This window comes from Ruegeria sp. CDSA246, assembly GCF_059611225.1.
In genome coordinates this window covers 281,296-294,975 of the sequence record NZ_JBXWPD010000001.1, presented here as the reverse complement: position 1 = coordinate 294,975, position 13,680 = coordinate 281,296, and the positions used below count along the sequence as shown (strand labels likewise).

Annotated in this window: 13 protein-coding genes; 3 read left to right on the top strand and 10 right to left on the bottom strand. The window is 56.0% G+C overall.

The genetic code is table 11. From position 1 onward, the window contains the following. Positions 1–23 precede the first annotated feature (23 nt). Positions 24–1,049, top strand: a complete 1,026-nt coding sequence (locus AC2FI9_RS01445; protein WP_496764885.1) for a phosphotransferase family protein — start codon at positions 24–26, stop codon at positions 1,047–1,049. Between the two features lie 8 nt (positions 1,050–1,057). Here the strand turns inward: AC2FI9_RS01445 and AC2FI9_RS01440 are convergent, their stop codons facing one another. Further along, the gene (locus AC2FI9_RS01440; protein ID WP_496764883.1) at positions 1,058–1,666 is read right to left on the bottom strand and encodes a 2-hydroxychromene-2-carboxylate isomerase; all 609 of its coding nucleotides are present in this window, start codon (positions 1,664–1,666) and stop codon (positions 1,058–1,060) included. Between the two features lie 196 nt (positions 1,667–1,862). Here AC2FI9_RS01440 and AC2FI9_RS01435 point away from each other — a divergent pair, with 196 nt between their 5' ends. Next, on the top strand, positions 1,863–3,092 hold the full coding sequence (locus AC2FI9_RS01435; RefSeq protein ID WP_496764880.1) for a serine hydrolase domain-containing protein: 1,230 nt from the start codon (positions 1,863–1,865) through the stop codon (positions 3,090–3,092). Positions 3,093–3,141: 49 nt separating this feature from the next. After that, positions 3,142–4,011 (top strand): acyl-CoA thioesterase, encoded by an 870-nt coding sequence (locus AC2FI9_RS01430; RefSeq protein WP_496764877.1) that lies wholly within the window; start codon positions 3,142–3,144, stop codon positions 4,009–4,011. Here AC2FI9_RS01430 and AC2FI9_RS01425 read toward each other — a convergent pair. The 9 genes from AC2FI9_RS01425 to AC2FI9_RS01385 all read right to left on the bottom strand — a co-directional run bounded on the left by AC2FI9_RS01425 (position 4,008) and on the right by AC2FI9_RS01385 (position 13,672). Further along, on the bottom strand, positions 4,008–4,775 hold the full coding sequence (locus AC2FI9_RS01425; RefSeq protein WP_496764873.1) for an SDR family oxidoreductase: 768 nt from the start codon (positions 4,773–4,775) through the stop codon (positions 4,008–4,010). The genes AC2FI9_RS01430 and AC2FI9_RS01425 overlap by 4 nt on opposite strands. A gap of 120 nt (positions 4,776–4,895) precedes the next feature. Further along, complete coding sequence (locus tag AC2FI9_RS01420; RefSeq protein ID WP_496764871.1) at positions 4,896–6,125, bottom strand: acyl-CoA dehydrogenase; 1,230 nt, start codon at positions 6,123–6,125, stop codon at positions 4,896–4,898. Between the two features lie 125 nt (positions 6,126–6,250). After that, positions 6,251–6,940, bottom strand: a complete 690-nt coding sequence (gene phoB / locus AC2FI9_RS01415) for a phosphate regulon transcriptional regulator PhoB (RefSeq protein ID WP_058277939.1) — start codon at positions 6,938–6,940, stop codon at positions 6,251–6,253. 12 nt (positions 6,941–6,952) lie between these two features. Continuing rightward, positions 6,953–7,654, bottom strand: a complete 702-nt coding sequence (gene phoU, locus AC2FI9_RS01410; protein ID WP_496764868.1) for a phosphate signaling complex protein PhoU — start codon at positions 7,652–7,654, stop codon at positions 6,953–6,955. A gap of 16 nt (positions 7,655–7,670) precedes the next feature. Then, entirely contained in the window at positions 7,671–8,468 is a 798-nt protein-coding gene (gene pstB, locus AC2FI9_RS01405) for a phosphate ABC transporter ATP-binding protein PstB (protein WP_058271912.1), read from the bottom strand. Positions 8,469–8,479: 11 nt separating this feature from the next. Beyond that, positions 8,480–9,841, bottom strand: coding sequence for a phosphate ABC transporter permease PstA (gene pstA / locus AC2FI9_RS01400; RefSeq protein ID WP_496764865.1), 1,362 nt, complete (start codon positions 9,839–9,841; stop codon positions 8,480–8,482). Further along, positions 9,838–11,310: a phosphate ABC transporter permease subunit PstC gene (pstC, locus tag AC2FI9_RS01395; RefSeq protein ID WP_496764863.1), complete on the bottom strand. Its 1,473-nt coding sequence runs from the start codon at positions 11,308–11,310 to the stop codon at positions 9,838–9,840. Before pstC ends, pstA begins: the two co-directional genes overlap by 4 nt. A gap of 82 nt (positions 11,311–11,392) precedes the next feature. Then, positions 11,393–12,433, bottom strand: a complete 1,041-nt coding sequence (locus AC2FI9_RS01390) for a substrate-binding domain-containing protein (RefSeq protein ID WP_496722892.1) — start codon at positions 12,431–12,433, stop codon at positions 11,393–11,395. Between the two features lie 192 nt (positions 12,434–12,625). Then, positions 12,626–13,672, bottom strand: a complete 1,047-nt coding sequence (locus AC2FI9_RS01385; RefSeq protein WP_496764860.1) for an ATP-binding protein — start codon at positions 13,670–13,672, stop codon at positions 12,626–12,628. Positions 13,673–13,680: the final 8 nt, after the last annotated feature.

The window sequence follows — 13,680 nt, the reverse complement described above, 5'->3', positions numbered from 1 at the left end:
GGCCGGGGGAATAGTTATTGGAAATGCGGGATAAATCACAACTCGACCTGACGGCGCTAGACACCTATCTCAGCGCAAATTTGGACGGTTACATGGGGCCGCTGAAAGCGACGAAGTTCGCCATTGGACAATCCAACCCAACTTTCGAATTGCGCACACCGTCCAAGACTTACGTGCTGCGCCGTAAACCGCCAGGCGTCTTGCTGAAATCAGCCCATGCTGTGGAACGCGAGTTTCGCGTTCAAAGCGCACTGGCCGACAGCGCGGTTCCGGTCCCTCAGATGATGCTGCTTTGCGAGGATGACGACGTCATCGGTTCGGCGTTTTATGTAATGGAACGCTTGCAGGGACGTGTATTCCTTGAGCCGACGGTGGATGAGGACGACAACGCAACTCGCAGTGGTGTATTCGACGAAATGAACCGCGTGCTGGCCGATCTGCATGACGTCGATGTGGACGCGGTAGGCCTGTCCGATTATGGCCCGCCGGGCAACTACTTTGAGCGCCAAATTGCCCGTTGGACCAAGCAGTATCGCGCATCCGAGACAACGACCATCCCCGAAATGGACGCGCTTATCTCCGCGCTTGAGGGGGCCATTCCGGAGGATGACGGGCAGCGAACGTTGGTGCATGGTGATTACCGCATCGACAATCTGATGTTCGAACAAAACGGTTGCCGCTGCATTGGCGTTCTGGATTGGGAGCTGTCGACGATCGGGCACCCTTACGCAGATCTGGCAGCGGTTATCATGCAGTGGCAACTGCCCCCCGGAAACGAGGGTCGCGGGTTGGCAGGCGTCGACCGTCAAGCCCTGGGAATACTGTCAGATCAAGAGTTTATCGGGCGATATTGCCAACGTCGCGGCTTACCTGGGATTGAAAATTTCGGGTTCTACCTAGCGTTCAATTTCTTCCGAATGGCCGGAATTCTGCAGGGTGTGTACAAGCGCGCATTGGACGGCAACGCGTCTGATCCCAAACGCGCGCAGGTATTTGGGGCTTATGTTCCGGTGTTTGCAAAACACGGGCTTGAAGCCCTGAATTCGTAGTTCGGCCGTCAGTCCGGCGACTTGGAAAGCTCTAGCCTCAGATTGCCAAGGCTGTTCTTGCCAAAAAACATCTCGGTACCCACAAACATTGTGGGCACTCCAAATACGCCTCGTTTTACGGCGGCCTTGGATTGTTCTTTGAGCCGCTGTTTTATTTCGGCACCCGTCATGGCCTCGCGGATTTTGCGCGCGGGAAGTTTGTTTTCGTGCATGATATCCATCAGCACACCCAGTTCATCGACTTTCTGGCCATGTACCCAGATCGCATCATATATCGCGTCTATATATTTGGATTCCCAAGATTTACCGGAGGCAAATACAGCACCACGCATGGCAAACTTGGTGTTCACCGGGAAATGCGGGCTCATATGAAAACTTAATCCGCGTCTGCGGGCAAAGCGATGAAGATCATGGGTCAGATAGGCTGTTTTCTGGCGGTTTTCCGAAAATGCCTCGAACGGGTTCTGATTATGCGTCGCCTTGAATATCGTCGGCAGTAACACGGGCACATAGCTTACCTGCATGCCATTTCGTTTCGCCAGTTCGGGCAAAACCTTATGGGCCAGAAATGCGTTTGGGCTGCAAAAATCGAAAATGAAATCTATGGTCTGCGTCATTGTCTAAACTCCGATACGACGATCTGTGAAATGAACTCTGAACCACCAGACGAATCTATAACGCGTCTAGTGTACAGGCGGGAAGGCCGGCGCGCACTGGCCGTTGGTCACGATGTAGGAAATCAGGAATTCCTCTATTAATTCAGTGCGTCACCGGTCAAGATCAACGAAACCGCCGAGGAGGTTCGAGAAACCCATGCGCAGCCAGACCACCCTTGATCCCGCCCGCCTGAACCGCATACGGGACTGGATGCAGCGATATGTCGATGAGCGCAAATACGCGGGCAGTTCATTACTATTGACCCACCACGGGTCCGAGGGGTTTTTTCACGCCTGTGGCCTTAGAAATGTTGAAAAGGACCTACCGTTTCAGCGCGATACGCTTGTGCGGATCTATTCTATGACGAAACCCATCACCTCGGTCGCGGTGATGATGCTGGCCGAGCGTGGGTTGTTCCACCTCGACGCGCAACTTTCTGAATTTCTGCCTGAATTTGCTTCCGTTCAGGCTCTTGTTCCTGGGGCGGAGAGGCTGGATCAAACCGAAGATGCACCATCCCCGACACTGCATCAGCTACTGACCCACACAAGCGGATTCAGTTATCCGTTCAATCCCGGTGTTCTCCCGGCAGCGATGGATGCACAGAAGCTGATTTTTAGCCCCAATCAAGGGCTTTTGAAGGACAGGATCGGCGCACTGGCACAGCTGCCATTGGCGTTCCAGCCCGGAACCCGTTGGGAATATTCAGTTTCCACTGATGTGTTGGGCCGCTTGGTCGAGGTTGTGTCCGGCAAAACCTTGGATCAGTTCTTCGCGCAAGAGATCTTTGAGCCCCTTGAGATGGCCGAGACCGGATTTTCTGTGCCCAAAGGGGCAGGGGATCGGTTCGCGTCTCTCTATACGCCGCTGGCCGGGGACGCGATGGCGCTGAATTCAGCTGAGACCGGCGACGACACCCTGCGATTGACAGACGAGGCAGGCGCATCCCCATTTGAAAAGGCGACGACCTTTTCGGGCGGTGGCGGTCTGGTCAGCACGATCGACGACTACGTCAAATTCACCGAGATGATGCGAAACCGGGGGCAGGGCAACGGCCACCGCTTGCTGGGTCCAAAGACAGTCGACTTCATGCTGCAAAACCACTTGCCGGGCGATATCGCCTCGATGGGCCCGCAAAGCTTTGCCGAGCAACCGATGGAAGGCATGGGATTTGGTCTGGCCGGGTCTGTCATCATCAACCCTGGCAGAACCCGAACACCTGGGTCATTAGGTGATTTTAGTTGGGGCGGTATGGCTTCGACATTCTTCTGGATTGACCGCAGCAACGATCTGTCGGCCGTATTCTTCACCCAATTGTCGCCGTCCAGTTCTTACCCGTCCCGATCCGAGCTAAAGGCGCTGGTAATGGGCGCGTTGGTTGATTGACCCGGATGGCGCTGATACGCCTTTTTCATAGCCAACCGGAGAGTCGCCAATGACCGAAGCAGAACGTGTCCTTCTTGACCTTTTGAACCTCGAGAGGCTCGAAGTTGACCTGTTCCGAGGCACCGGGTCAGGCGGCGAGACTCCGACGCGTATCTTTGGCGGGCAGGTGGTGTCGCAGGCTCTGGCGGCGGCGTATCGTACTGTGGATGATCGGCTGTGCCATTCGCTGCATGCGTATTTTATTCGCCCGGGTGATCCATCTATTCCTGTTATTTATCAAGTTGATAGAGCCCGAGATGGAGGTTCATTTACCACACGGCGCGTGGTCGCGATACAACATGGCAAACAGATCTTGAACGTATCGGCCTCGTTCCACATTCAGGATGAAGGCTGGGATCATCACCATGAGATGCCCCAGATGGAGGACCCGGAAAGTTATCCGTCGCGCACTGAACTGCGCAAAAAATACGTGGATTTGGTACCCAAACACATGCGTGGAGAGCTGACACGCGAACGGCCGATCGAGGTCCGCGAGGCCAGCCATCTTGATCCGTTCCATCCTGAAAAATCGGACGATCGAAATCAGGTCTGGTTCCGCATGCCCGGCGCTGTAGGGGCGGATTCTGCCACCCAGCAATTGCTGCTGACTTACGCGTCTGACATGTATCTGATGGGATCAGGTATGCGACCGCATGGCCTCAGCTGGTTTACGGGTCAGGTCAATGGGGCCAGCCTGGATCACGCCATGTGGTTCCACGCGCCGATCCATTTCGAAAACTGGCATCTGTATTCGATGGATTCGCCATGGAGCGGGCGAGGGCGCAACTTCAACCGAGGGTCGATCTACGCACAAGACGGCACTTTGGTTGCGTCGGTCACGCAGGAAGGCCTGATGCGCAAAGCCCAGAAGAAACTTTAATCATCGTCCGTAAACTGTTGATTTAACTTGTTCATGCCCCTAAGCCAGCTGTCGTAATCACTGGATTTGTGCCGAATGTAGTCCAACACTTTCGAATGCGGTAGCACCAGAAACTGTTCCGACTCAATGGCTTCGACACAGGCCTGGGCCACGTCTTCAGGCTCTAGCATACCGTCGATAGACGCTACCGAATCCTCAAAGCCGCGTGTCATTTCGGACCGAACCGCTTGCGGACATAGAACGGAAACGCGCAGGCCTTTATGGCTGTATGTCAGCGACAGCCATTCGGCAAAGCCCACGGCGGCGTGTTTGGAAACGCCGTATGGTGCAGCGCCAGGCTGGTTCAAAAGTCCCGCAGCCGAGGCCGTTGTCATGATGTAGCCACCGCCGCGCGCGATCATACGCGGAGCCATATGCCGCGCGGTCCAGACATGTGACATGACGTTGATTTTCCAGATCCGGTCCCAGTCTTCATCCGGAACGTCCAGACCACCAAGAGTCAGGATGCCGGCATTTGCACAAAACAGATCAATCGGGCCAATCTCATCTTCGACGTGATCAATCAACGCTTTGATACTGGCTTCGTCTGAAACATCGCATGTAACCGCGTGTCCGTTGATTTCTGTGGCCAAGGATCGCGCAGCTTCGGTGTCTATGTCTGCGCATACGACCGTTGCACCTTCGCGCGCGAACCGGATTGCCAGACCTTTACCGATACCGTTAGCTGCACCGGTGATCACCACAGTCTTGCCATTCAAGTTCATCAGGGGCTCCGAATTGGACGTTTTGAAAGGCATCGTAAGGCATTGGCAATTTTGGGAAAACCGGAAATTGCCAATGCTACGTTTTTACCATAATACCGATTATGCGATATTTAGATTATCTTAGTAGAAGGCCTGAAGTCCGGTCTGTGCCCGCCCCAAAATCAACGCATGAACGTCGTGCGTGCCCTCATAGGTGTTCACAGTTTCCAGATTGACCATGTGGCGGATAACCTGGAATTCCAGTGAGATGCCATTGCCACCGTGCATGTCGCGGGCATTCCGTGCGATGTCCAACGCTTTGCCGCAGTTGTTTCGCTTAACGATCGAGATCATCTCGGGCGCAGCTTCTGCCTCATCCATCAAACGGCCAACGCGCAGGCTAGCTTGCAGGCCCAGGGCGATCTCGGTTTGCATATCCGCCAGTTTGCGTTGGAACAGTTGCGTCTGTGCCAGCGGCTTGTTGAACTGTTTGCGGTCCAGACCATACTGACGCGCACCGTGCCAGCAGCTTTCAGCGGCGCCCATGACGCCCCAGCTGATCCCGTAGCGCGCACGGTTCAGACAACCAAACGGACCTTTCAGGCCCTGAACATGCGGCAGCAAGGCGCCCTCGTCCACTTCGACGCCGTCTAGAACGATCTCACCCGTAATCGATGCCCGCAGGCTCATCTTGTTCTGAATTTTGGGCGCGCTCAAACCTTTGAGACCCTTGTCCAAAACAAAGCCACGGATCTTGCCGTCATGAGCATCGGACTTAGCCCATACCACAAAGACGTCTGCGATGGGTGAATTCGAGATCCACATCTTGCTGCCGGTCAGCCGATAACCACTGTCGATCTTTTCCGCGCGGGTTTTCATGCCCGCCGGGTCCGAGCCGGCATCAGGTTCTGTCAGACCAAAGCAACCGATCCATTCGCCGCTGGCCAGTTTTGGAAGGTACTTCCGGCGCTGTTCTTCGCTGCCATAGGCATAGATCGGGTACATCACCAATGAGCTTTGCACCGACATCATCGAGCGATAGCCAGAATCCACACGCTCAACCTCGCGCGCGACCAGACCGTAAGACACATAGCCGCCACCAAGACCGCCGTATTCTTCGGGGATCGTGGTGCCCAAAAGGCCCATTTCACCCATTTCGCGGAAGATTTCCGGGTCCGTTTCCTCGTTCTGGAAGGCTTCCAGAACCCGTGGTTGCAGCTTTTCCTGACAATATGCCTGCGCACTCGCGGCGATCATGCGCTCATCTTCTGTTAGCTGATCCGCCAGACGAAATGGATCGTCCCACGAGAACGCCCCCATGTCAGGTGCATCTTTGGCGCGCAAAGTCGGTTTGGCGTTCGGGGCGTTCATTTTGGTTCTCCGCTAGTCGGCTTTGTCGCAAAATACCCTGCCGTAACCGCAAATAACAGCTACAGATTCGCAACGAACCATGAGTAAACCGCATAGAACAGGGCAGTGCGCCCTGCCCCGTGTTTTTACCCCAGCGCATACCCTGCGCCGCGGACCGTACGCACAGGATCTTCACCGCCATGCTGCGTCAGCGCCTTGCGCAAGCGGCCGATGTGAACATCGACCGTTCTGGTATCGACGTAGATATCGCGCCCCCAGACCCGGTCCAGCAACTGTTCGCGGCTCCAGACACGACCCGGTTTTTCCATGAACGTGCTCAGCAGACGAAACTCGGTCGGGCCCAGTTTCAGCGGCTTGCTGTTTCGGCTGACCTTGTGTGTCTCGGAATCCAGAATGATATCCGCAAATTCAAGCTTGATACCGACCGTCGCCGGGCGAACACGGCGCAACTGTGTGCGCACGCGCGCCATAAGCTCGACAACCGAATACGGCTTGACCACATAGTCATCCGCCCCGGTTTCCAGACCACGCACCTTGTCGACCTCTTCCGACCGGGCGGAAAGCATGATGATGGGGATCGATCGTGTATCCGGGCGCGTTTTAAGGCGGCGGCACACTTCGATCCCGCTGAGGTTGGGCATCATCCAGTCCAAAACGATGATGTCCGGATTGTCTTCATCAACCAGTAGCAACGCCTCGTCACCATTGGCCGCCTTGGATACACGAAACCCTTCTGCTTCGAGGTTGTAAGCCAGCACTTCACGCTGGGCCAGTTCATCCTCAACAACCAGTACCGTAGGCTGATCAGCGGACATAATCGTTGCCTCCTAGGCGGTTTGCGAGGTGGTATCAGCTTTGGGACGTGCTTCCGATGGCCGTTCCCCAGTCACCAGATAGACCACCTGTTCTGCGATGGCTGTTACGTGATCACCCATCCGTTCGATGTTCTTGGCAATGAAATGCAGGTGCATGCACGATGAGATATTGCGTGCATCTTCGGCCATGAAGGTCAGGAACTCGCGGAACAGGCCATTGTACATCTGGTCTACTTCTTCATCCCGCTGGATCACGTCAGCGGCCAATTCGGCGTCACGTTGAATATAGGCGTCCAACGCGTCGCGCAGCATCCGCTCAACCTCGCGCGCCATACGGCGCAGGGCGGCGGCACTGCCGTTGATCTCACCGGCGTCGACCAGAACCGTGGTGCGTTTGGCGATGTTTTTGGAATAGTCGCCAATGCGTTCCAGGTTGGCCGAGACCTTCAGAACAGACAGAACCAGACGCAGGTCGCTCGCTGTGGGTGCCCGCAGCGCGATCACCCGCGCGGTTTCTTCGTTGATCAGATCCTCAAGCGCATCAATGGCTTTGTCGCCCTGACGCACCTGTTGGGCCAATTCGACATCCCGGGTTTCAAGCGAGCGCGCGGCGTTCATGATCGCGGCCTCGACCAGACCGCCCATCTTCATGATATGGGCCTGAACCGCTTCAAGGTCGCGGTCGAATGCGGATGCAATATGTTGTTCGGTCATGTTCAAATACCTGTCCTCAGCCGATACGGCCGGTGATGTAGCTTTCCGTGCGGGGGTCTTCGGGGTTGGTAAAGATCTGGCCGGTTTCGCCGAATTCCACGAGGTTGCCCAAATGGAAGAACGCCGTTTTCTGGCTCACCCGCGCAGCCTGTTGCATTGAGTGGGTCACGATCACCACCGAATAGCGCGACCGCAGTTCGTCAATCAGTTCCTCGACTTGCGCAGTGGCAATCGGGTCCAACGCCGAGCATGGCTCGTCCATCAGCAAAACCTCAGGTTCCGTTGCCACGGCACGGGCAATGCACAGGCGCTGTTGCTGACCACCGGACAGGCCTGTACCGGGGGCGTCCAAGCGGTCCTTGACCTCATCCCATATCGCAGCACGACGCAGAGATTTCTCAACGATATCATCCAGTTCCGATTTGTTCTTTGCAAGACCATGGATGCGCGGGCCATAGGCCACGTTGTCATAGATCGACTTGGGGAACGGGTTGGGTTTCTGAAACACCATTCCGACCTTGGCACGCAACTGCACCGGGTCGACACGCTTGTCATAGATATCTTCGCCGTCCAGCAGGATATCGCCCTCGACCCGGCAAATGTCGATGGTGTCGTTCATCCGGTTGAGGCAGCGCAGAAAAGTGGACTTGCCGCAGCCCGATGGGCCGATAAAGGCCGTTACGGTCTTGTCCTCGATCTGGACGTCCACGTCTTTGATGGCGTGCGTGTCGCCGTAGTAGACCTGAACGTTGTTGGCGGCGATCTTGATGGCTTTGGAGTCCACGGTTCTCTCCACTCGTGTCATATCATTCATAATAGCCCCATTTACCAGCGGCGTTCAAAGCGGCGGCGCAGAAGTACCGCAATGGTGTTCATTGTAACGAGGAAGATCAACAGGATGATGATGCCCCCCCATGCACGTTCATAAAAGGCCGGGTCGGCGCGCTTGGACCATTCATAGATCTGCGCCGGCATGGCCGAGTTTGGTGACAGGAAGCCCGCGACAATGCCATCGGGCGGATTTGAGGCGATAAAGCCTACCATCCCGATCAGCAACAACGGTGCGGTTTCCCCCAGTGCCTGCGCCAGACCAATGATGGTACCGGTCAGAATGCCGGGTGCAGCCAGCGGCAGGACATGGTGGAACACCGCCTGCATTTTCGAGGCCCCTACCCCAAGCGCCGCATCACGGATCGACGGCGGTACAGCTTTCAGCGACGCGCGGGTCGAGATGATGATCGTCGGCAGCGTCATCAGTGTCAGCACCAGACCACCCACCAACGGGGCTGACGTCGGCAGGTGCATGTAGTTGATGAACACAGCCAGACCCAGAATACCGAACACGATCGACGGAACAGCGGCCAGGTTCGAGATGTTGACCTCGATGATATCGGTCAACCGGTTCTGTGGCGCAAATTCCTCAAGATAAATCGAAGCCGCTACACCGATGGGCAAGGCCAGCGCCAGGACGACCAACATCATGAACAATGAACCCAGCATAGAGACACCGATCCCAGCCGCTTCGGGCCGCTGGTCTGACGCATCTGCACCCAAAATGAAATCCGGGTTGAAGGCTTTGTACAGCACACCTGCATCGCGCAGTTGATCCACGAAATCCAACTGTTCGACCGAGATACTCTTGTCGTTGGCAATCGAATCGCGGGTCACGCGACCTTTCATGTAGCCATCGACACGGCTGTTGACCAAAAAGCGGAAGCTGACCGTTTTGCCGATCTCATCGGGGTTGGCGATCACATAGTTCCGCAACTCGGCTTGCGCGGCCTTGGACAGGATCTTGCCCATCTCCTTGGGTTTCAGGTCTGTCTGGATGCTCAGCTTTTCGACTTCGCTTTCCAGCGCAGACGCGATCAGAGGGGCATAGCCAAAGGTCGAAACCTTCTTGATATCCTCGATGTTCCGGTTACCCTTCTTGTCCAGCTTGTCGGCCTTCAATTCGACATTCAGTTCAAGAAAGCTTTGCTGAAAGGCACCGGTGCCAGCGGTGACAATATTGGTCACCAGCACAATCAGCATCAGCAATCCGATCCCAATGGCGGCGATGCCATACATTTTGAACCGGCTTTCGGCTGCGTTGCGCCGCTTGGTGCGCGCGTCCTTTTCGAACAGCGAGCCGCCCTTGGGCTTCGTGGTCGGAGCAGCGTCAGGCATTTGGGAAATATCGGTCATTCGTACTGCTCCCGGTATTTGCGTACGATGTAGAGGGCAAAGATGTTCAGCCCCAGTGTGATGATGAACAGGGTCAGACCCAGCGCAAAGGCCACCAGCGTTTCGGGGCTGGCAAAATCGGTATCGCCTGTCAGCTGGCTGACAATCCGCGTGGTGATGGTTGTCATCGCTTCGAACGGGTTGCCCGAGAATTTGGCGATCGCTCCGGCGGCCATCACAACAATCATCGTTTCGCCAATGGCGCGGCTTGCGGCCAGAAGGATCGCGCCGACAATGCCCGGCAGCGCTGCCGGTAGAATCACATTGCGCACGGTTTCCGAATGCGTCGCTCCCAAACCCAGCGAGCCGTCACGCATGGATTGCGGCACCGCGTTGATGATGTCATCCGACAGAGATGAGACAAACGGGATCAGCATGATCCCCATAACCAGCCCAGCGGTCAGAACCGCGTTCGAACTGGCCATCCAGCCCACTCCCAACGCGCCACCGTCACCAAACATCGACACCAGCGCAGGACCCACAGTTAGCAAGGCAAACAGGCCGTAAACAATGGTCGGAATACCTGCGAGGATTTCCAGCAGCGGTTTCGCGATGGACCGCGTCACGCCCGAAGCATATTCAGACAGATAGATCGCGGCAAACAGGCCAATCGGAACCGCCACAAGCAGCGCGATCACAGAGATGTACAGCGTGCCCCACAACAGCGGTAGGATCGACAGCTCACTGCCTCCGCGGAAGTTCGGTGCCCACGTGCTGCCGAAGAAGAAGTCCTTCCACGAATGCAGCTGGAAGAAGTTCATCGTCTCAAACAGCATCGACAGAACAATGCCGATGGTTGTCAGGATCGCGATTGACGCGGCCAGCAATAGAAGGGCCAGAACCCCCTGCTCTACCACGTTGCGCGCCCGAAACTCCTTGTGCGTACGCACATAGGCAAAGGCGGCCCCAAGTAGTGCCATCGCCAGCACTACGACTTGCATGGCAACTGTCCCTGTGGACGTCATGCTGCGGAACTTTTGTGCTGCAACCAAAATCGGCTGTGTGATGTCCTGAGTAAGAACCTGGCCTGCGTCTTTCAGCGTTTTCGTCAGCGCTTCGATATCCGCATTGCCGTTCCGGGCTTGAGTTTCGGTCATCGCACCGCTGGCAACAGCGCCGTCCAAGCCGTAGGCGACACGGCGCACTTCGCTCATGATCAGGCCGCGATCCGACCCTTCGGGCACTGCATGATCGGGAATAAGCTCGGATACCGTGCTGTTCACGATCATCGGTTGGGCAAGGAGCCAGACGATCAGCACCCCAACTGCAGGAACCAGAGCCGTCAGCGCAACGTTGTAACCGTAGTAAGACGGTAAAGAATGCAAATCGCGGACGTTACCACCCGCACTTGCCAGAGCGCGGGACCGACCCGCAAAAAATCCGATCACTGCCAGCGCAAGCAGGATAAGCAACAGCCAGGATAACGCCATGAGAACTCCGTGGGGATGGCAGAGATGGAGTCAAAAAGAACCGGGGCGAGAAAAACCGCCCCGGTTCCGTTCGTAAGAGTGATTAGGAACCGCCGCCCAGGACGGTTTCGTTGGCAACAGCTTCCTGTACCTTGACCAGCTCAGGGTCGGATACCAGGCCGTATTCTGCCAGCGGACCGTCGGGACCTGCGATCTCGTCAGCGACAAAGAACTCAGCATATTCTTTCAGGCCGGGGATCACGCCGATATGCGCTTTCTTCACGTAGAAGAACAGCGGGCGCGAAACCGGGTATTCGCCGGTTGCGATCGACTCGGTCGAAGGAACAACGTCAGACATGGTTGCGACTTGCAGCTTGTCGGTGTTGTTCTCGTAGAACGCCAGACCAAAGACGCCGATGCCGTCTTTGTTGCTGTCGATACGGGCCAGAGTTTCGGTGTAGTCACCGTCGATGTCGACCGAAACGCCATCGGTACGCAGAGCGATACAGGCTTTCTCGGCGGCTTTCTTGTCGTCGCCATTGGCCGCTTTGTAGACGTCAAAGTCGCCCAGATGCTCACAACCAGCCAGGATCACTTTGTCTTCGAACACTTCACGAGTGCCGTGCTTGGTGCCCGGGATGAAGGCTGCGATCGGCTGTGCCGGGAATGCAGGGTTTACGTCGGCCCAGGTTTTGTTGGGGTTGTCGACCAGTTCACCGTCAACGACGATCTGAGCGGACAAAGCTTTGTACCAGTCTTCCGGCGTGAACTCGAAAGAGTTGCCGTTGATGTCGGATGCGAAAACGATGCCGTCATAACCGATCTGAACTTCGATGATGTCAGTAACGCCGTTTTCAGCACAGGCTTTGATTTCTTTTTCACGGATCTGGCGCGATGCGTTCGCAACGTCGATGGTGTTTTCGCCAACACCTTCACAGAAACGCTTCAGACCTGCCGAGGAACCACCCGATTCAACAACCGGTGTCGGGAAGTCAAAATTCTCACCGAAGGCTTCTGCTACGATCGAAGCGTATGGCAGCACGGTTGAAGAACCCGCAACCTGAACCTGATCACGAGCGGCGGCCGCGGTGGCCGATACAGCAGCAATGGTAAGCGCCGAAGCCGACAGTTTTACAAAGGACATTTCAGTCTCCCTGAAAAGATAAATTGTGATCACCCCATGATGATCTGCGCGAACTCCTAAAAGCCGTGCGTAAGCCTTTTGTGACAAGTACGTAACGGTTTTATGACACGTAACGATTTTCTTAAGTTTTCTTAACAGGACAGTACGGAACACAGCGCGCGTCTGAAATGAACCTGCGTCATTGGCCGAAAATCAGCGCGGCAAAATCACTGTAAATACAGAGCCTTTTCCCAGATCGCTTTCGACCCGTAGCCGCCCCCTGTGGCGGTTTACAATATGTTTTACAATCGCAAGGCCCAGCCCCGTACCGCCCAGCTCGCGGGATCTGTGACTGTCGGCGCGATAGAATCGCTCGGTCAGGCGCGGCAGATGCACGGCATCAATCCCTGGGCCTTTGTCTGCGATCTGTACCCGAACCGCAGGGCCGCGCATGGCGGTGTCGCGCTCAGATGACTGAATGCGCACATCAACACTACCGCCGCTACCGCCATATTTGATGGCATTCTCGATCAGGTTCGTGAACACCTGACGCAATTGGTCGCTGTCTCCGGTCACCGAGATTGGCCCTGATGACGCATCCAGTGTCAGGTCCACTTTTGCGGCCTCAGCAAGGGGACGCAGCGTTGTAAGCGTTGATTGCAACAGACCTGTCAGATCAAGCTGCTCCCTGGGGCGAACCCGCTCTTCGCTCTCAACCCGGTTCAGGGATAGCAGATCGCCGACCAGCCGGTTCATTCGATTGGCTTCGTCGGTCATGATCTGCAGAAACCGCTCACGGGCGGCTGCATCATCTCGCGCTGGACCACGCAATGTTTCTATGAAGCCCATCAGAGCAGTCAGAGGCGTGCGCAGTTCGTGGCTGACATTCGCCACAAAATCGCGCCTCATTTGTCCGGCCTGTTCCAGATGCGTGACGTCCTGGAAAACGACCATCACGGCACCACCCTCCACCGCGCCCACACCCTTCATGTAACGGCATTGCACTTCGAAAGTGGTGTCCTGGGCACCATCATTGGACAAATGGCGCGTTTTGGCTGGGCCTTTACTGCGCAGGCTCTGCTCCATCGCGTCGATGACTTGTGGCTGCCGAAGGATCGTTGCGAAATGGCGGCCTTCGATGTTCTGACCCAGCATAGTTCTGGCTTCGGTGTTTGCCGCTATGATGCGCTCGGTCTGATCAACCATAAGCGTGGGCATCGGAATGGCCGACACAATTTCAGCAAGCAGGTCGTTTGGCATTTCCGTCA